Raw genomic sequence first — 18,479 nt, 5'->3', positions numbered from 1 at the left:
TGCGGCACCCGCCTTTCTCGGACAGATGACCGCATTCAGGTTCGCCGCTAGCGCGCATCGACGATCCGATTGGCGATGCCGACCAACGCCAGCCCACGATTGTCCGCCAGCGTTGCAGTGACGATATCGCCCGGCTGGAGAAAGGGGCGTCCTTTGGTCATCTCGATCCTCAGCGCGTCGCGCCGGGCCTCGTCCGCCAGCAGATTTTCCTTGAGTATCTCGACCATCCGGAGCGTCGCCGGCGCCGTGACGCCTCCGGGCGTTCCCGTCAACAACAGGTCACCGCGCTTCATATCCATGCTTGAGGCAATATAGCTGAGTGTCTCTGCCGGACGAAAGATCAGTTGATCAGACGATGCCGACTGACGCAGTTCGCCGTTCACCCAGAGCTGGATGTCGAGATGACGCAGCGCCTCGGCAACCTCAGCGGGATCGAGCAGCCAGAGGACCGGTCCAGTCGGACAGAAAGTCCGATAACTCTTGCCACGGAACCATTGCAGGAAACTGGTTCCAAACATGGTATCGCGCGCCGACACATCGTTGCAAAGGACCACACCGGCAACCGCATCGCCGATCATCTCCTCCGTCACCACATCGCCCTCGCCCAGGTCGCGACGCAACAGGATGCCGAACTCGACTTCATAATCGAGCAATTCGACTTCGGCCGGCCGGACGATCTCACCATAGGGGCCGGTGAGCGTCGAACTTGCCTTGCCGAAGATCAGATTGGAGGTCCGCTTGGCGTGCTGCGCCTCGGCAGCGTGCTCCTTATAATTGAGGCCTTGCGCATAAATCGAACCATCAGACGTAACCGGACTGAGCAACTGATCACCGCTGATCTCGATTACTTCTTCTTCCTCCAGCGTCCTGGCCGAATGCGCCGCCAGAAATGCCGCGGTCGTCTGGACGTCTACAATCAGCGGCGCAAGCGTCACACTATCGGCAGCACTGAGCGGCGCCGCACCGGTGAGCCTGCCCCACCGAATTTCATTTCCCTGCCGGTAACGGACGATCAACTGGCCCATATATCTCTCCTGCCTGCGCGAGTCGGCGGGCAATGGCCGACCGGCTTTCTGATGAACCAAATGTCACTTAAATCTTTACGATCGTCAAGTTTAATTTACATTGGAATCCTGCGGATGAAAGACAGTGGCATTGATGATCGATAGATAGGAATCGACGGTCCGGGGATCGTCGGCTGCCAGGCCGATGCTTTCCCGAATCTCGTCCTTGAGTGAGGATAGGACCAGGACCATACCAATCATCATATAATGTACGAGCGCCGGCCTGCCGGAAGGCAGTTGGCCTGCAGCCTGCGCGGCTTCGATGTCCGGAAGGACGCGCTGCATCATAGGCCGAAGGATGGTTCTGACCAGCCAGGGAAGTCGCGGATTACCCGGTCGGCTTTCACGCAACATGAAATGATGAAAATCGGGATGGACAATGGAGAAACGTAAAAACGCCGAATATTCGACTTGCAACCGCTCAAGAGGCGGCATGTTCTCCTGACCCTGGGTGCGTTCATCCCACAAGCGCCGGATTGTCGCGAACGCGTCCTCCGCCACGGCTTTCCAAAGAGCTTCCTTGGTCCGGTAGTGATAGGTGATGAGCGGGTGTTGAAGGCCAGTCATTTCAGCAATGGTACGGATGCTGGCCGCTTCAAAACCGACATGCGCAAATTCCGTCAATGCCGCGCCCAAGATCATGCGCTTGGTATCAATCGCCCGTTGCTGTTCGCGACGTTTCCGGCCCGATTTGCCCTTGGCATCTCTGCTTGTTTCAGCCGCATCAACGGACCCGGCGCGCGCTTCGGCAACAGCGACGGACTGCATACCTTCCCGCGCGCCAGCCGCGTCCCATGTTGTGATCGAGCGCTTTTTCCGCATGGCCATGCGCAAGTTAATGGTTTGAACCCATTACAGACCGGCTGAGCCTGTTATCCTGACAATTGCCGGAGGATGATTCGATCTGCCGCCGTTCCATGTATCACTCCTTTCTCTCACCATTTTTGACTGTCGTGCTGCGCAGACCGCAAAGAGCGGGACATTCATGTCCCGTGATCAGAGCAACCGTTCGCTCACCACCTTTCCGCCCTGCGTCACGCGGATGGCATTGCCGATTTCCTCATCCAGCACCGGCGCATTCTGGTCCTTGTTCCATGATGAAGGCCTTGGCCTGGGACAGCGTGCCGGAAACGCGGCGCTCACCCTCGGCAAGCTCCTTGATGACAGCGATCTTCGCAGCCACAATTCTTCCCCAGTCTTCTCTGCAATCCACTAAGCGAAATTCGGTCGGCGTCTGTCGAGAAAGGCGGCAATCCCTTCACCAATCAGTCTGCGCGGGCGGCCCAGCGCTCGAAGAGAGGCTGCTGATAAATTTTGTGTCAGTTCACCTACAGTGGTTTCCAGCCGTTCGTCATCGACCACGCGCGTGATCAGGCCGAGACCAAGCCCCTCCTCTGCCGACAATTTGGGGTTAAGCAAGGCGATTCCCCGGGCGCGCCGATAACCGATAAGACATGGCAGAATCCATGTTGAAACTTGCGCACCATTTCTTACCCCGTGATATTTCGACCGAAGATATGCCGGGCGATGATCCATTTCTGAACCTCGTTGGCGCCTTCGTAGATTTCCCCGACCTTGGCATCGCGGTAGAGGGCTTCGAGCGGCCAATGCTGATTGGCCCCCGCCAGTTCGCGCACGAAACCATAGCCGCCGCACGCCTGGACCGCGTCGCGCGCCACATCGACGGCAAGAGCACTACCCTTGACCTTGGCCATGGCCGCCAACGCCCCGGCATCGCCGGTCTGGTCGACCAGTTGCGCGGCGCGCTGACACAGTGCCCGGGCCGCCTCGATCTCGGTGGCGTGCTCGGCAAAGCGATATTGCCAATATTGATTGGCCGCGATCGCTTTGCCATAGACCGTCCGTTCGCTGGTATAGGCCGCCGCGATATCGAGCGCGCGCTGCGCCATCGCCACGCCCACCACGCCGATCCCGATGCGGCCAAGCGCCAGCGCACCGAGCGCCGCGCGCAGCCCCCCGCCGACCGCACCGACGACATGGTCGGCGGGCACGAACACATCACGGAATTCGATATCCGCCGTCAGCTGGGCGTGATTGCCCATTTTGAGGTCCGGATCACCGACGCTGACCCCCGGAGCCCGCATGTCGGCAAGCAGGATCGAAAGCCCCTCCCCCGTCCGACACAAAAGCAGGATGCGATCCGCCGCCGGCGAATTGGTGATCCAGCGCTTGCGGCCATTGACGCGCCAGCCACCCTCGACCGGCTCGGCCAGCGTCTGGATCGAGGCAAGCGACAGGTCGGTGCTGGCCTCCGGCTCACTTGTGGCGAAGCTGGCGACGATCTCTCCGCGCACGATCTGCGGCAGATAGGTTTCGCGCAAGCGCCCGCCTGCCATGTCCAGCACCTTGCCGGCCAGCAATATCTGTGCGTCATACATGGCCGAGGCCACGCCCGGCGTATAATAGGCAAGCTCCTCCAGCACGGTGATGGTCGCCAGCGTCGGGGAAGCAAGGCCCCGTCCGCCTATATCCGGCGCGAAGGGCACGGCATAAAGGCCAGCGCCAGCGATCGCATCGAACACATCGCGGCGGAAACCGTCCCGCCGTTCCGGCGTCGTGTTGAGCTGATGGGCCAGCGGCGCCAGCACGCGGTCGGCAAAATCCCGTGCCTGCGTCCGAACGGCCAGGGTTTCATCCGGCAAAAGCCCGTCCAGTGCCGGTACAAGCGTCCGACGCGGAACAACCCAACCCTGCGCCGCCAGGCTCTCTGATGCGCGCGCCATGTCAGCGCATCCACGGACGGGCGGGCTTTTGCATCGCCTCGAAAAAGGCGCGCACCCGTTCTAGCGGCAGATCGCCAAAAGCGCCCTGCGCATGGAGGTCCGGCAAGGCTTCCAGCGGCAAATCAGGCCGCATCGAAAGCGGCAAGTCGTCGCCCCACTGCCAGAGCGTGCCGCGTCCCAGGCCATAATAGCCGGTCGGATGTGACGCATCCATCACATCGCCATCGGCATAATGCTCCCATTCGTCACCCGCCGGGTCCTTCCAATAGTCGAAGACCTGGCTCCCGAAATTGTGGCGGCCCATACCCCAGAAATGCGACCAGCCGCGCGCCTTGAGATATTGATGCCCCTGCCCCACGGAGTCGATGTCGAGGGTCTCGAACGACACATGGAGCAGGCCTGCCGCAAGCCCCCCGAGGATTCCGATGCTATGATGATCGGCAGGTTCCGATCCGCGATCAAGCCGGCAGAAGGCCAGCGCAGGGCTGCCATCCTCCAGAAGCTGGACATCGGTTGGAATAATGCCGACATGGCGCATATACCATTGGATCGCGCGGTCGAAGTCCGGCCGCTGCATCAATACATGACCCAGCCGGAAAATCGGCGAGGGACGAAGCGCGCGACGCACACCCTGATTGACCCGAACCTTGCTGAACGGCGTGTTGACAAGGGGAGCGTCTTCGGGCCGGTCAAGCGGCTCCACCTCGACAACGCCGTGCACGACATCGACCGCGAGACCATCGGGATCGGTCAGACGCAATCCCCGACCCCCGCCCGGCGTGTCAAGCTCAGTAACCGTGGCGCCCGTCGCCGCAGCGAGGCGATCCAGATCGTCCGACTGGGCCACCGTGACGCCAAAACCCAGAAATGCGTCCTCCTCGCCTTCCTCGACAGCAACGAGATAGGCAGCGCCACCAGCGCCGCGATAGAACCGGGTGCCGGTCTGGACAGCGCAGCGGACAAGACCGAAGTCGGCCAGGAACCGCTCCATGAGATCAGGCTCCTTGCGTGCGAAGCGCACGAAGGCCATGGCATCGGCCTTGATGATGGGGTCGGGCCGCGCGATGATCTGGTGATTTTGCGGTGGTTGGGGGGCGATATAATTCTGGTTGAGCGGCCCCGGATTATGGGTGAGTTCAGAAAGCGACATTATCACCTCCCTTGAGGCCGAGGATGGCGCGTGTTTCGGCCGGGGTCGCGATTTCGAGCGAGAGTTGCTCAAGGACGGAGCGAATGATGCGAACCTGCTCGGCATTGGACTGGGCGAGCCTGCCCTTGCCGGCATAGAGGCTGTCCTCCAGACCGACCCGGACATTGGCGCCGTTGAGCGCCGCCATGGTGGTGAAGGGCAGCTGGTGACGGCCGGTGGCCATCACCGACCAGCGATAATCGCTACCGAACAGCTTGTCGGCGATGCGCTTGGCATGGAGCAGATTCTCGGTGTCCGCACCCTGCCCGCCCAGCACGCCGAAGATCGACTGGACGAACAGCGGCGGCGTCACCAGCTTGCGGTCGAGAAAATGGGCCAGGGTATAGAGATGGCTGACATCATAGCATTCGAACTCGAACTTGGTGCCATGGCCCTGCCCCAGTCGCGACAGGATCGCCTCGATATCGGCGAAGGTGTTGCGGAAGATCCAGTCGCGCGAGCCCTCCAGATAGGCCGGCTCCCAGTCATGCTGGAAGGTCTGGTATCGGCCCAGCGCCGGAAACAGACCAAAGTTCATCGATCCCATGTTGAGCGAGGCAAGCTCTGGCGATGCCGTGAGTGCCGCCGCCAGACGGTCGTCAAGCGACATGCCCTGCCCGCCTCCGGTGGTGATGTTGACCACCGCGTCGGTCGCCTGCTTGATGCGCGGCAGAAACTCCATGAACAGCCTGGGGTCCGGGCTCGGTCGTCCATTCTGGGGATCGCGGGCATGGAGATGGAGCACCGAGGCGCCCGCCTCGACGGCCTCGATCGAAGCGGTCGCGATCTGGTCAGGCGTGATCGGCAAATGCGGGCTCATCGTCGGGGTATGGACAGAGCCAGTCACGGCGCAGCTGATGATGACTTTGGACACGGGTCTTGATCCTCTCGGCGGACCCATGGGCGCGGGTCCGTTCCATTGACTGTCGCCTTTACAGGCGGATGACGAGCTTGCCGCTGTTGGCGCCGCTATAGAGCGTCTCGATCGACCCCGGCGCGGCCTCCATGCCTTCCAGCATATCCTCGCGATAGTTGAGCTTGCCCTCCTGAATCCAGGTCACAAGGTCAGTGAGCGCCCGCCCATATTTATCCTCGAAGTCAGGCGTCAGGAAACCGCGCATGGTCGCGCGCTTGACGAGCAGATGGCGCTCCGGGCGCGGCCCTTCGGGCCAGGGGTCCCAACTCGCGAAGGAAGCGGTGCCGCAGATCGCGATGCGCGCATGCAGGTTGATCTGGCGCAGCACGGCGTCGTGAATGGCGCCTGAAGTATTGTCGAAATAGGCGTCGATGCCGTCAGGACATGCAGCCTTCAGCGCGGCATCGATGTCGGGCTCTGCCTTATAGTCGATCACCGCGTCATAGCCGAACTCATCAAGGCATTGCTGAACCTTCTCCGCCCCGCCGGTGATGCCGACGACCCGGGCGCCCTTGATCCTGGCGACCTGCCCGGCGGCCGAACCAACCGAGCCGGCGGCCGTCGACACCACGACCGTCTCGCCGGGCTTGGGCTGGCAAACTTCGGTCATTCCGAAATAGCCGGTCAGGCCATTAAGCCCCAGCACGCCCAGCCAGAGCGAAAGCGGAAGGCCATTATCCTGAACCTTGTAATAGACGGCGGGTTCGTCGACGGCGGCATAGTCCTGCCAGCCGAAAATCCCCATCACCTTCTCACCCGGCACATAGCGCGGATTGCGGCTCTCGATCACCTCGCCGACCGAATAGGCGCGCATCGTGTCGCCCACCTCCAGCCGCGGCCAATAAGTGCTCTTGTCCGCTATCCAACCCCGCATCGCCGGGTCAACCGACAAATAGGCATTGCGGACCAGAAACTGCCCCTCCTTCAGCGTCGGGATCGGCGCCGTCCGAAGCCCGAAATCCGAAGCCCGCGGTATCCCGTTCGGACGCGACTGCAACCATATCTGACGATTCTCACCACCGGTCATATCTCTCTCCAGCGATCACTCACATTCCGCTTACCGGGCCATCTTGTAGTTTATAATCTTTACGGTCGTCAAGTTTAATGGCTGCAGATTTGCAATTTGACGCCCATCACTGCGGACCGGGCAAGCCTCCATGCGATTCGCATTGGCTTTACGATCGTAAAGTAAACGTTGACAACTCACCCGGCAAGGCACAAATGACAGACGGAGACCAAAAGAGTCGAATAGGGAGAGCGCACCCATGGCAACCCGGATCGATCACCGTCCACCAGCTGGTGACCCATCATCTGCCATTCCGGACAACTCCACTTTCCTGCGCAACAGCTGGCATGCCGCGGCGTGGAGCGAGGAAGTGAGCGACACACCCTTTGCCATCACAGTCTGTGACGAGGCCATCATTCTGGTGCGACAGGATGATGGTGAAGCATCCGCGCTTTCCGGTATTTGCCCGCACCGGTTCGCCTCCTTGGGCCAGGGCCGCTGGCTTGCGGGACAACGCCTGCAATGCCCCTATCATGGGCTGGAGTTCGACGCCTCCGGGCGCTGCGTCGGCAATCCGCACGGCCCCGTCCCGCGCGTGGCACAATTGCGTCGATACCCGTTGGTCGAACGACATTCACTTTTGTGGATATGGCTTGGGGACGAGCAACGGGCTGATGTCACCCTGATCCCGGATTTCTCCCTGCTCGAGCATCCGGACCACAAGACAATCCGTGGAAGATTGCTCACCCGGGCCCATTTCGAGCTGATCACCGACAATCTCATGGACCTCACGCACGTCGCCTACATCCATGAGGGCGGCATAGGCAGCGACGCCATCAAGGACGGCAAGCATCAGGTGCTGCAGGAGAGCACTACGCTCTTCTCCAACCGATGGTGCCCCGACGGGATCGCGGCGCCGGTCTGGTCCGCCCTGTTCAACGATTATCGGGGTCGGGTCGATCATTGGCTGAACATGCGCTGGGACGCGCCCTCGACCATGTGGCTCGATGTCGGCGTCGCGCCGGCCGGTGTCGACCGCAGCGCTGGCATCACGGTGTTCGGCGCCCATATCCTGACGCCGGAAACCGAAATATCGACGCATTATCTCTGGGCTGCCTGCCGCGACTTCTCGCTGGCCGATACGACTTTGGACACCATGATCCGCGGACCAATCGAACATGCCTTCGTCAACGAGGACCGGCCGATGATCGAACAGGTCCAACAGAATATGCGTGGCCAGTCCTTCGCCGCCATGCGTCCGCTCATGCTGGCTTCAGATGAGGGCGCAGTGCGTGCCCGTCGTCTGCTCGACGATTTCCGTAGCGGGCGGAAGCAACAACAAGCCCCGGTCGCGTTCCCCCGCGAACTGCCCGAGACTTGATCCACACTGGATGGGCCAGGAGCGATGACGGAGCGATGGTCGAATTCTCGATCCATCCCATGAAACGCCGCTCAGTTGAAAACCTACAAAGCCCGCCAGAATGAAGACGAACAAATAATCCGGATTAAGTGCGCTCACCGACAATCCCCCGTCTCGGACAAATCAAGATCGTTTGAAACGCAAAACGAGGCGCGGTCCTCCGGGTACGAGTCCGCGCCATCGCCATATGGGTTTCAGCCATGAGGTCCCTTCCAACCGAAACCAATATACGCACTATTGGGCAAGATAACCGCCATCGACGATTAATTCAGACCCTGTGACAAAGCTTGCATCGTCGCTCGCCAGGAAGAGGACGGCACGCGCAATCTCGATCGGCTGCGCCATGCGGCCAAGCGGCGTCGCCGCGATGATCGCAGCCGTTGCCTCAGCCGGCTGGTCGACGACTACCGGCACTGTAGCGGTGATCCCGGGATGAACGGAATTCACGCGAACATTGTCGGGTGCATATGTGACCGCCGCATGTTTGGTGAGCGTGCGAACCGCGCCTTTTGTAGCGTGATAGGCAGCCATCGCGGCTACCGCGCTGTTTCCCCATATGGAGGAAAAATTGACAATCGAACCGGCCCGACGCGCCCGCATCAGCGGAAGAACCGCCTTCATGCCCAGCATCACCCCGGTCAGATTGACTTCCAGCGCCCGATTCCAGTCAGCCAGCCGCTCTTCCGCAAGGGGTAGGGTCGACCCGCCGATCGCTGCATTATTGACCAGAATGTCAATCCGTCCGTGCCGCGCCACGATCGCATCAACAAGATCGGCCCATGCTTCTTCGCTGGCAATATCATGAGCGGAATGATGAATGGCGGGATGATCGAATGCCGGTTCAGCCATGCTGATGTCGGCAATTTCGACCTGGGCACCTTCATCGGCGAACAGTTCCGCGGTGGCTCTGCCGATGCCGCGCGCGCCACCGGTGATCAATGCGACCTTGCCGTCCAGACGTCCCTTCACCATTGCCTACCCTCCCGGCCCCAAAGAAATGCGCTCTCGGCCTCGTTCAGATAGTCCGGGTCAAGATAAACGGCGACACGGGCAATCTTGCCGTCGCGAAATGTAAAGACGTTGCAAAAGCGCCCACACGGCGTTTCGCCTGCTGCCCATTTGTCGCCATTGCTGAGGACCCCGCGTGTAGTCCCTTCGACCACAACATGATCGCCTTCAGCCACGAAAAGATAATCGGAGACATCATGCTCCATCGTTTCAACACGGGCAGAAAGTCCCACGACAACGTCCATAAGCTGCTCGGCGCCGCCACCCCGTCCATATTTGGGATAGTAGAATTCGAAATCAGGCGTGAACAGCGAAAGCATATCCGGACTCTTGGCATCAAGGAGCCGGAAATAGTCGCGAGCGATCGCGACATTATCGATTTTGACGGCAGTATCAGTCATGATGAGTTTCCCACGCTTTGGCCTGCCCTTTGCAAAAGGGCCAGATACCCACTGATCAGAACTTGGCAGAAACTGTTACGCCATAGGTAGCAGGCTGGCCAGTGATACGGGCATATGTGTCATAGATGTGGACGACATTGTTCCAATATCCCTTGTTGGTGACATTCTTGCCCCAGATCTGCACCCTATAACCGTTCCCGAACTCGAGACCGGCGCGCAGGTCGAGAAGCGTATAGCCATCGATCTTGAACCAGTCCTCCGATCCCGCAGGCCCAGTGCGTGCTCCGAGCGCAGCATCGCTGGACGTGCGGAAGGAGATTGAACCGCCGAGGAAGGCTGAGAGATCCTTATTGATCGCGAAATCATATTCCGCGTCACCCTGGATCTGCCATTTGGGCGCATTGGGCAGCCGCTCGCCGCCTGCATCGACCGGTTCTCCGAACGGGCTGGCAACCGGAGCCGGACTTTTCACGCGGGTGTTGAGATAGGTGCCGCCCGCGGTAATGCGCAATCCGGTGACCGGGCGCAATGTTGCATCGAGTTCGAAACCGTAGATCCGCGACTTGGGGACGTTGACGAGATAGGGCAGGTTGCCGAACGGCGGGACGATGACCGATCCTTGTGTCTGCTTGTCACGATAATCATCGTAGAAGGCCGCACCCGACAGGTCGAGGACCCGATCGAAAAGGCTGAACTTGAAACCAGCCTCATAGGCGAGGACGGATTCCTGCGTCACCGGCTGCAACTGCTGGTAGCTGACCGCGGGCAATGTGCCGAAGCCGCCCGACTTGTAGCCCTTTGTGACGTTGGCATAGAGCAAGGCATCGCTGCTGGGCTTGTAGTTGAGGCTGACCCGCCAGGACACATTATCCTGATTGAGCGAGGTAACAACCTGACCCGGCGCGCCCGATGGCAGGAAAGTCACGCAGCGGTTGGGCGCGGTCAGCGGCAAGCCGAGGACGGCGCCAAAACCGGTCGGCGTGCCATTATCGGCGAGGCAGCCTTTGAAGTCGCGATCTTCCTTCGCATAGCGGATGCCGCCCTGGACGCTGAGCTGGTCGGTCAGCTTGAAGTCGACATTGCCGAAAACCGCCTTAGCATTGATCTTCTGGTCATTATAAAGGTCAAGGCCGTCGAACTGCACAGCCACGCCGGGACCGAAGACGAGCTGCGAGTTCGACCCCCTGAGGTCGGTTCGCTGCAATTCGTTGGCGGTATGATGCTCGTAATTGCCGCCAAACACCCATTTGAACCGGCCCATATCGCCTTCCAGGCGAAGCTCCTGGGTGAAGGTCTTGATCAACCCGTCCTGGGTCAGGAACAGCGCATGGTGATCCGTGCCGTCGACGTCGATCGGTGCGAAGCTCTTCAGATGCGAATAGGATGAGATAGAGATCAGCCGGATCTCATCCGAGACATCGTAGCGGATATTCGCCGCGACCTGATAAAATTCGTCGTCGCGGCGATAGTCGCGCCCAGGGTCCCAATCCGCCAGACGGTTGTCGTTGCTGGTGATGTAGGGATAGGCCGTAAGCGCGGCGTTCGTCGCAATGGTCTGTGGCGTCGCGGGCGGCGTTTCCGACACCGGCAGATAGCCACGTGCCTGGCTCTGCTGCGTGTCCGAACGGTCCCGCCAGCCGTTGATATTGAGTTCGACGTGCAACCGGTCGGACGGCTCCCAATCGACGAGCAGACGGCCCACCGTGAAATTATGTTGACCGCTCTTGTCGTCCCGCGTGCTGCTCTTCTGCCAGTCGTCACGGCTTTCATGACGCGCGGCGAGGCGGAACGTCAGACCCTCTGCGATCGGACCACTGACATAGCCCTCCGCATCGAACTGGTTGAAGCGGCCATAGGTCAGACTGAAGCCGCCTGTAAAATGATCGGTGGGTTTTGCCGCGACATAGTTGATCGCGCCGCCCGTGGAGTTCTGGCCAAAAAGCGTGCCCTGCGGCCCCTTGAGGACTTCGACCCGCTCGACATCGAGGGCCGCCCCTTCAGCCATGCGGGCGTAAGGCAGCGGAATCTGGTCGGTGTAGATGGTAACCGTCGGTGCGTTCGCAACCTGCTCGCTGTAGAAGCCAATGCCACGGATCGCAAAGACGGGCGTACCGTTCTGGCTCTGGCGATAGGTAAAGCCCGGTGCGATCTTCTCAAGGTCAGCGGCGCTCGAAATGCCCTGCTTGCCAAGCTGGTCACCGGTTACGGCAGTGATTGAAAGAGGAACGTCCTGCAAGCGCTCGCTGCGCTTCTGCGCAGTAACGATGATGTCACCGTCTCTATTTGCGCCATTATTATCAGCCTGCGCCTGCACCGATATTGAGTATATCGAAGACGCAACCAGAAGCGACGCGCGAATTACGGCACGTTTCATCTATTCCTCCCAATTTTTTGCGATTCAGTTTTTAGCGACTCTGATCTTTATATTCTTATTTTCTCTATTTCTGAGCAGCCCGTCAATAAAATACTTTACACTTTGATAGTTTAATTATCACCTGTGCCGCAAAGCGATCATTGCACCTTCCTGCTACCGTGATCCTCGCCGCGATGCCGCCCGAAAATACCAATCTCGGCATCGGGCGAATTACCGGGCCGTGGCCCGTCGCTACCAAATAGCCAGGCAATCGCTTCATAATCGTCGTCCCGACGGGTCGCGAGAAAGGCGTTACGGCGCTCCCGCTCAATCCCTGAAGCATGATTGATCATGCCTGTTTCGCGCGCGGCACGTTGAACGCTGGCTGTGCGGGCGAACCGTCCCGCTTCATAGGCCCCAAAAGCGGCAGACAAATTGTGAGGATCAGCGGCAACGGCATCGGCGAGGCTGACCGCGTCTTCGACGGCCATGCATGCTCCCTGGGCGAGATAGGGCAGCATCGGATGCGCCGCGTCGCCCAGCAGCGTTATGCGCCCTCGCGACCAGCCGGGCGTGGGATCGCGGTCACTCAGCGCCCAGATGCGGCCTTGTTCGACAAGGGAAATGATCCGTTGAACCGGTTCGCAGGCGTCGGCAAAGCCGCTCCGCAACTCGGCAGAATCACCCACCATGTCCCAGCCCCGGACGTCCCGTGCGCCATGGATGATCGCGACGATGTTAAAGATGGCGCCCCCGCGCATCTTGTAACAGACGAGATGGTGTCCCGGCCCGATCCAGAGCTGGACGTCATTCGTCGCAAGATCGATCGGCAACCGTTCCACCGGCAACACCGCCCGATAGGCAATATGCCCGCTCGATCGTGGTGGAGCCGCGCCGAACAAATGCTCACGCACCTGCGACCAGAGCCCGTCGGCACCGATCAGACCAGCACCACCGATCTTTCGCCCGCTCTCAAGCGTCACCGTCACGGCATCGCCGTGATCGGCTATCGCCCGCACCGCATCGCCCAGCGTAATCGTGATCCGGTCGGCATGTCGACGAACGGCTTCCAGCAATACCGACTGGACATCGGCCCGATAGCCGACACGGTAGGGATGCCCGAAACGACGTTCAAATACCTCGCCCAGAGTCTGCCGGGAGAGTTCGGCGCCATCGATACTGTCGATCAGCCGGATCGCATCTGGCCGGAAACTGACAGCGTCCATTTCCCGTTCAATCCCGAGGCGCTCAAAGGCCCGGAATCCGTTGGGGCCCAATTGCAGACCGGCACCGACCTCTGTAATTTCCGGCGCGCGCTCCACCAGATGGCATTGAAGGCCCTGCTGCGCGAGCGCGAGCGCCGCGCTCAAGCCGCCGATGCCCGCACCCGCGATGATGATCGGCGGAGACATGTTCCGTGCCCTGTTCCGCGCTCAGCCGGCCGCAGCCCCGGCCCGGCCGAGGAGCCTGGCCGCATTGCCGCGATAGACCTGTCCGCGATCGAAGCCAGTGATATCGGCCCGTTCCAGTTCGCTGCCGAAATGCGTGATCGCGCTGAGGGGCGCCATCGGGAAATCCGTGCCGAACAGGATATGGTCGGGATCAGCGATCAGGGAGAGGGCCGTCAACGTCGAAACGCCGGCCGAAAGCGCCGTGTCATAATAAAATGCGCGGAAGGCCGCAGCCACGTCGCCTACCCGCTCGGCCACCCCCGGCATCATCGAGATCGAGAGCGAAATGCGCGGCACCAGATAGGGCAATGTTCCGCCCGCATGGGACAGGATGAAACGGATACGCCTGTAGCGCTGAATCGCGCCCGAGATGATCAGGCTGGTTGCCGTGCGGGTGGTTTCGAACGGGAATTCCAGCACCGAAGCCGGCGCCACATTGGGAATGGCGTAGGCCGGTTCATTGGGATGAATGAAGACGACCGCACCACGCCGATCCAGCTCATCAAACAGCGGCACGAACCGCTCATCGCCCAGATACGCACCATCATAGCTGGTGAAGATGATGAAGCCGTCGACCTTGAGCGTATCGAGGCAATGAGCGACCTCCTTCAGACTCGCATCCACATCGGGCAAGGGCAGGCTGGCGAAAAGACCGAAACGGCCGGGATAACGCTGGCGCAATTCCGTGCCGGCGTCGTTACATCTGCGCAGCAGGACGGGCGCATCCGGAATGGCAGGGCCGGAGGAAACCGAAATAATGCCTTCGGCAATCCCGTTTTCATCCATCATGGTGATCGCACGCTCCGGCGACCATTCAGGCGCCTTCTTGTTGGGCATCTGCGCCGCCAGCCGGTCGAGACCGACCGCGTCGACATAGACTTGCGGGAAATAATGCTGATGCGTGTCAATCTTGCCGCCGCTCATTCTGTTTTTTCCTTCTCTCGTTAAAGGCCTGGCACCCGCTTCGTCTTCGCCAGTCCAGCCGGTTGCAGTTCCCAGTCCGATTGCCGCGATCCCCGCCGAGAATTGGCGGCGGTCCATTGCAAAGCTGGCATCATCCCCTTTATCCATGACCGGCCCTCACCCCCGCTTCGGATCGTATCTGGACAGACGGCCAACAGACAGGGTGGATGATCGCAATCGGGAAGACTGTCACCAGAGCAAGATCGCCAGCCGCGCGGCGGCATGAAAGGGGAAGCCGCATTTGCCCGGACACGAACACCCATCGGGTGCGGCGACCATGCTCTCGTTGCAGCCGGCATACACTCTCCTGTCAGCTCCTCATCCGGCAGGACCGGTTTATCAGCGAATCGGCCGAGCAGATCCGTTCGCCTGCCATGAAAGCTACACTAACCTTTACGTCTGTAAAGTCATAAATTCCAGAATTTATCCTTGACGACCGTAAAGCATTATGGGACGGTCGACTTGTCTGAGCGGATCGCCAGGACCATCTGCCGGAGAGGATGCGGGACGCGGCATGGATGTCGCGGGGGCGGGCAGCCACGGCCCGGTTGTCCGCCCATTTTCCTTCCGGCAGTTCACGGAAAGATGGAAGGAAGGATATATGGGACGGCTGGACGGAAAAGTTGCGATCATCACCGGAGCAGCAAGCGGTCAAGGCGCGGCCGAAGCGAAGCTTTTCGCTGCCGAAGGCGCGAAAGTGGTCGTTGCAGACCTTAACGCCGAGGGAGCCGCCGCGGTTGCGGCAACAATCGGCGAAACTGCCCTCCCCTTCTCGCTCGATGTCGCGGAAGGGGCAAGCTGGTCGGCGCTCGTTGAGAAGACCCTGGCGACGTTCGGCAAGATCGATATTCTCATCAACAATGCCGGCGTCTATCGGCCTTTGTCCTTCCAGGAAACCGACGCCGCGCTCATGGATTTTCATTTCCGGGTCAACGTCCTTGGCGTTTTTCTGGGAATGAAAGCGGTGGAAGGGGCGATGCTGGCCAATGGCGGCGGAGCCATCGTCAACACCGCATCAGGTGCTGGCGCACGCGGCTACCCCGGCATGTTCGCTTATGCTGGTTCGAAATGGGCCGTCAGAGGCATGAGCAAATGCGCGGCCATCGACCTGGCATCGAGCAATATCCGCGTCAATGTCTTGCTGCCGGGCCTCATCGACACGCCCATGCTGGGCTCCAACGACCCTGACTATCTCGCCCAGATCAGCAAATGGCCCCCAGCGCAGCGACTCGGTACGGTACAGGAGATCGCTGAGGCGGCGCTCTATCTTGCCTCGGATGCGGCCTCTTACACGATGGGCGCCGATCTCGCGATCTGCGGCGGGCTGATGGCCTGACGCGAAAATTGCAAGCTGTGCAAAAGAAGATTTGATCTTGCAGCAGTAAGGCATAGAATTCCTCCCGCGCTCCGGACAGGAAGGCGCGCGGGAGAGAGCATTATGCGAAGCGTGCGGCAGGGCGCCAACCTCTCCTGGTCGTCAGATGCGGTGCGGGAACAGCCGGCGGCGCTGTATCGCTTCCGGCCAATGTAGCGAGGTTCAAAAACCCAAAGATAACAGATATGTTTTATGCGTTGACGACACGATGCGGCGTGCGCCTTGGGGGAGAAGGCCTATGGGGAGTATCCGTACTGCGGGGATCACATATATTTTCGCGTTGCTTGTCGCTACCAGCCAGGTCGCCCATGCCCAAATAACGCTGGCCACCCCGCTTTCTTCAACCGAGAACGAGCCCGAGGCACTGCCGCAAGGCATCGCTGAAATCATCGTATACGCGCAGCGCCACGCGACCGGGGAAAGCGCGCAAAAGGTTCCCATGGCCATTACGGCCATCGACCGGCAGATGCTGGCCGCGACCAATAGTCTCAGCATACAGGATATTGGCGCACTCGCCCCCAATGTACAGACCACAGCTGTCGGCACCTTCCCCGGTTTCCCGAACTTTTCCATTCGCGGGATCGGGATCACCTCGTCGATACGCAGCGTCGATCCTGCCATCAATATCGTTCAGGACGGCATGGTGTTCGCCTATCAGGCCGGCGCAATCGTTCCCACATTTGATCTTGAATCGATCGAGATATTGCGGGGACCACAGGGCGCTCTGTTCGGCCGCAATGCGTCCGGCGGCGCGATCGTGCTGCGGACCCGCCGACCTTCCGACATGTTCGGACTGCGGTTCGATCTTGGCTATGGCAATTTCAATGAAGTCCGCGCGAATGCGAGTGTCGAAGGACCGCTCGGCACGCCCGACATACTGGGCAAGATTGCAATCCTCTACCGCTCCAACACCGGCATGTATCGCAACAGCAATGCCGGAATCTTCACGCCAGCCCTTGCCAATCCAACCGGTACGCCGAGCAATCATTTAACGGGTCATGTCGGCGATGCCGATGAGTTGACGATCAAGCCGACATTCCTGTTCAAGATATCCGACGGCACCAATCTGACCCTCTTCACGCAATATCAGCGCTTTAACGATGACGGCGCGATTCCGCGTAACTTGGCACCTCCGCCTGGATTACCATCGACCCAATCGGTCACCGATTTCGGTTATATACCGACGACCACCGGCTACGACACCAATTTAGGGGATGTCGGCTATTTGCGGCTTCGAGAAGGCCATGTCGTCGCCGAGCTGACCAACGATATCGGACCCGGCGTCCTGACAACGGTCGCTGGCTGGCGTCACCTGCGTTATGACAGCACCACCAACCTGGCCGGGACGCCATTTACCGGCTTTGTCCTGCCTGACAATATCGAACGCAACACCGAATAGTCGATCGAGTCACGCTATAATGTCAAGATTCTAGACAGTCTAGATCTCACCAGCGGCATATATTGGATGCAATCAGACATCCAGGTGACGGAGAAGCGCCATACGGCCGGACCTTCCGGCCAGCCACTCCTTGACCAGTTCGTCCAAGGGAGCTTCTTTCAGCGAACCCATGCCATCGCCGGCTTCACCAATCTGGACTGGCGGATCAACAGGCAACTCACACTGTCACTGGGCGGACGCTATAGCAGTGAGAAAAAGAGCATCGACTATATACCGCTCGCTCCCTGCACCGATGGCACCTTTAGCAACTGTGCCGTTCGATCGCTCAGTTCCTCAAAGCACTGGCACAATTTTTCACCGCGTATGGTACTGACCTGGACACCCGCCGAGCAGATCCTATTCTTCGCCAGCTATACCCAGGGCTTCCGCAGCGGCAACTTTAATCCGCGCACCAATGATGCCACCGGCATCGGGGCCGGTCCCGCCAACCCGGAAACTGTGAAATCCTATGAACTGGGTGCAAAGACCGACCTGTTCGAACGAAAGATGCGGCTGAATGTCAGCCTCTATCAAACGGATTATCACAATATCCAGCAAGTGTTGACGGCACCGGGCAGCACCATCATACAGACATTGCTAAACGCCGCCAACGCCCGCATGCGCGGCATCGAGAGCGAAATCACAATCAAACCGGATGCCGCGTTGGAGTTCAACGCCAATATCGGCTATATCGATGCCAAGTACCGCTCCTTTGATGTCCCGGTACCCGGCGTCTCTAATCCCACAACCCTTGCAAGCGCGAAGATTCCTAAATGGACGATCTATCTCGCCGGGACCTACACGCGGGATCTACCAACCCTTGATGCCACTTTATCGCTGCGTGTCTCCTATGATTGGCGTTCCCATTTCTCGACCGACTTCACCAACACGCCAGGGTTGGGACAGGATGCCTATGGTCTCACCGATGCCAATCTCACCTTAACCAAAGGCAATTGGTCAGCCTCGCTTTATGCCCGCAACCTGTTTAACGTGGTCTATGCGGAAACCAAGGCACGCAATTTCGCCTGGGTTGCCTATGGCGGCCAGCCGCGTACCTATGGCGTTCGCTTCGGATGGAAAATGTAGGCGGGCAATGCTGAACTCAAAACCGGGATGAAGACAAGTGCCTCCAAGGAGGAAAAGCGGACCGT

General features: G+C 59.9%; 16 protein-coding genes. 4 read left to right on the top strand and 12 right to left on the bottom strand.

From position 1 onward, the window contains the following. Positions 1 to 47 precede the first annotated feature (47 nt). The 7 genes from HUK73_RS23720 to HUK73_RS23690 all read right to left on the bottom strand — a co-directional run bounded on the left by HUK73_RS23720 (position 48) and on the right by HUK73_RS23690 (position 6,940). A complete protein-coding gene (locus HUK73_RS23720) occupies positions 48 to 1,025 on the bottom strand; it encodes a fumarylacetoacetate hydrolase family protein (protein WP_176594227.1) in 978 nt (325 codons plus the stop codon). A 90-nt stretch (positions 1,026 to 1,115) separates the two neighbouring features. Then, positions 1,116 to 1,886, bottom strand: a complete 771-nt coding sequence (locus HUK73_RS23715; RefSeq protein ID WP_176594226.1) for a TetR/AcrR family transcriptional regulator — start codon at positions 1,884 to 1,886, stop codon at positions 1,116 to 1,118. Between the two features lie 174 nt (positions 1,887 to 2,060). Then, a complete protein-coding gene (locus HUK73_RS23710; protein ID WP_176593311.1) occupies positions 2,061 to 2,207 on the bottom strand; it encodes a hypothetical protein in 147 nt (48 codons plus the stop codon). A gap of 347 nt (positions 2,208 to 2,554) precedes the next feature. Next, on the bottom strand, positions 2,555 to 3,808 hold the full coding sequence (locus HUK73_RS23705) for an acyl-CoA dehydrogenase family protein (RefSeq protein WP_176594225.1): 1,254 nt from the start codon (positions 3,806 to 3,808) through the stop codon (positions 2,555 to 2,557). A 1-nt stretch (position 3,809) separates the two neighbouring features. After that, on the bottom strand, positions 3,810 to 4,958 hold the full coding sequence (locus tag HUK73_RS23700) for a VOC family protein (RefSeq protein WP_176594224.1): 1,149 nt from the start codon (positions 4,956 to 4,958) through the stop codon (positions 3,810 to 3,812). Then, positions 4,945 to 5,871, bottom strand: a complete 927-nt coding sequence (locus HUK73_RS23695) for a 3-keto-5-aminohexanoate cleavage protein (protein ID WP_369805603.1) — start codon at positions 5,869 to 5,871, stop codon at positions 4,945 to 4,947. The genes HUK73_RS23700 and HUK73_RS23695 overlap by 14 nt, the downstream gene beginning before the upstream one ends. Positions 5,872 to 5,929: 58 nt before the next feature. Beyond that, positions 5,930 to 6,940 carry an NADP-dependent oxidoreductase gene (locus HUK73_RS23690; RefSeq protein WP_176594222.1) on the bottom strand — a complete coding sequence of 337 codons (1,011 nt, stop codon included), beginning with the start codon at positions 6,938 to 6,940 and terminating at the stop codon, positions 5,930 to 5,932. Positions 6,941 to 7,178: 238 nt separating this feature from the next. Between HUK73_RS23690 and HUK73_RS23685 the strand changes: the two genes are divergently transcribed. Beyond that, entirely contained in the window at positions 7,179 to 8,300 is a 1,122-nt protein-coding gene (locus HUK73_RS23685) for an aromatic ring-hydroxylating dioxygenase subunit alpha (protein ID WP_176594221.1), read from the top strand. Positions 8,301 to 8,573: 273 nt separating this feature from the next. On the opposite strand, the gene HUK73_RS23680 is transcribed toward HUK73_RS23685, so the two are convergent. The 5 genes from HUK73_RS23680 to HUK73_RS23660 all read right to left on the bottom strand — a co-directional run bounded on the left by HUK73_RS23680 (position 8,574) and on the right by HUK73_RS23660 (position 14,476). After that, positions 8,574 to 9,311, bottom strand: a complete 738-nt coding sequence (locus HUK73_RS23680) for an SDR family NAD(P)-dependent oxidoreductase (protein ID WP_176594220.1) — start codon at positions 9,309 to 9,311, stop codon at positions 8,574 to 8,576. After that, on the bottom strand, positions 9,305 to 9,748 hold the full coding sequence (locus HUK73_RS23675; RefSeq protein ID WP_176594219.1) for a nuclear transport factor 2 family protein: 444 nt from the start codon (positions 9,746 to 9,748) through the stop codon (positions 9,305 to 9,307). The genes HUK73_RS23680 and HUK73_RS23675 overlap by 7 nt, the downstream gene beginning before the upstream one ends. A gap of 55 nt (positions 9,749 to 9,803) precedes the next feature. Continuing rightward, positions 9,804 to 12,122 carry a TonB-dependent receptor gene (locus tag HUK73_RS23670; protein ID WP_176594218.1) on the bottom strand — a complete coding sequence of 773 codons (2,319 nt, stop codon included), beginning with the start codon at positions 12,120 to 12,122 and terminating at the stop codon, positions 9,804 to 9,806. 137 nt (positions 12,123 to 12,259) lie between these two features. Then, positions 12,260 to 13,513 carry an FAD-dependent monooxygenase gene (locus HUK73_RS23665; RefSeq protein WP_176594217.1) on the bottom strand — a complete coding sequence of 418 codons (1,254 nt, stop codon included), beginning with the start codon at positions 13,511 to 13,513 and terminating at the stop codon, positions 12,260 to 12,262. A gap of 21 nt (positions 13,514 to 13,534) precedes the next feature. Then, positions 13,535 to 14,476, bottom strand: a complete 942-nt coding sequence (locus HUK73_RS23660; protein ID WP_176594216.1) for an amidohydrolase family protein — start codon at positions 14,474 to 14,476, stop codon at positions 13,535 to 13,537. Positions 14,477 to 15,029: 553 nt separating this feature from the next. Between HUK73_RS23660 and HUK73_RS23655 the strand changes: the two genes are divergently transcribed. From HUK73_RS23655 to HUK73_RS23645, 3 genes are all read left to right on the top strand, one after another. Then, positions 15,030 to 15,851, top strand: a complete 822-nt coding sequence (locus HUK73_RS23655) for an SDR family NAD(P)-dependent oxidoreductase (protein WP_218036701.1) — start codon at positions 15,030 to 15,032, stop codon at positions 15,849 to 15,851. A 145-nt stretch (positions 15,852 to 15,996) separates the two neighbouring features. Next, positions 15,997 to 17,289, top strand: coding sequence for a TonB-dependent receptor (locus HUK73_RS23650; protein WP_218036700.1), 1,293 nt, complete (start codon positions 15,997 to 15,999; stop codon positions 17,287 to 17,289). A 66-nt stretch (positions 17,290 to 17,355) separates the two neighbouring features. Then, positions 17,356 to 18,414, top strand: a complete 1,059-nt coding sequence (locus HUK73_RS23645; protein WP_176594214.1) for a TonB-dependent receptor — start codon at positions 17,356 to 17,358, stop codon at positions 18,412 to 18,414. Positions 18,415 to 18,479 lie beyond the last annotated feature (65 nt).

The sequence above is a fragment of the Sphingobium sp. EM0848 genome (genome assembly GCF_013375555.1).
Taxonomy (GTDB): domain Bacteria; phylum Pseudomonadota; class Alphaproteobacteria; order Sphingomonadales; family Sphingomonadaceae; genus Sphingobium.
Note: the sequence above shows the minus strand (reverse complement) of the source record. Positions and strands in the feature narration are given on the sequence as shown.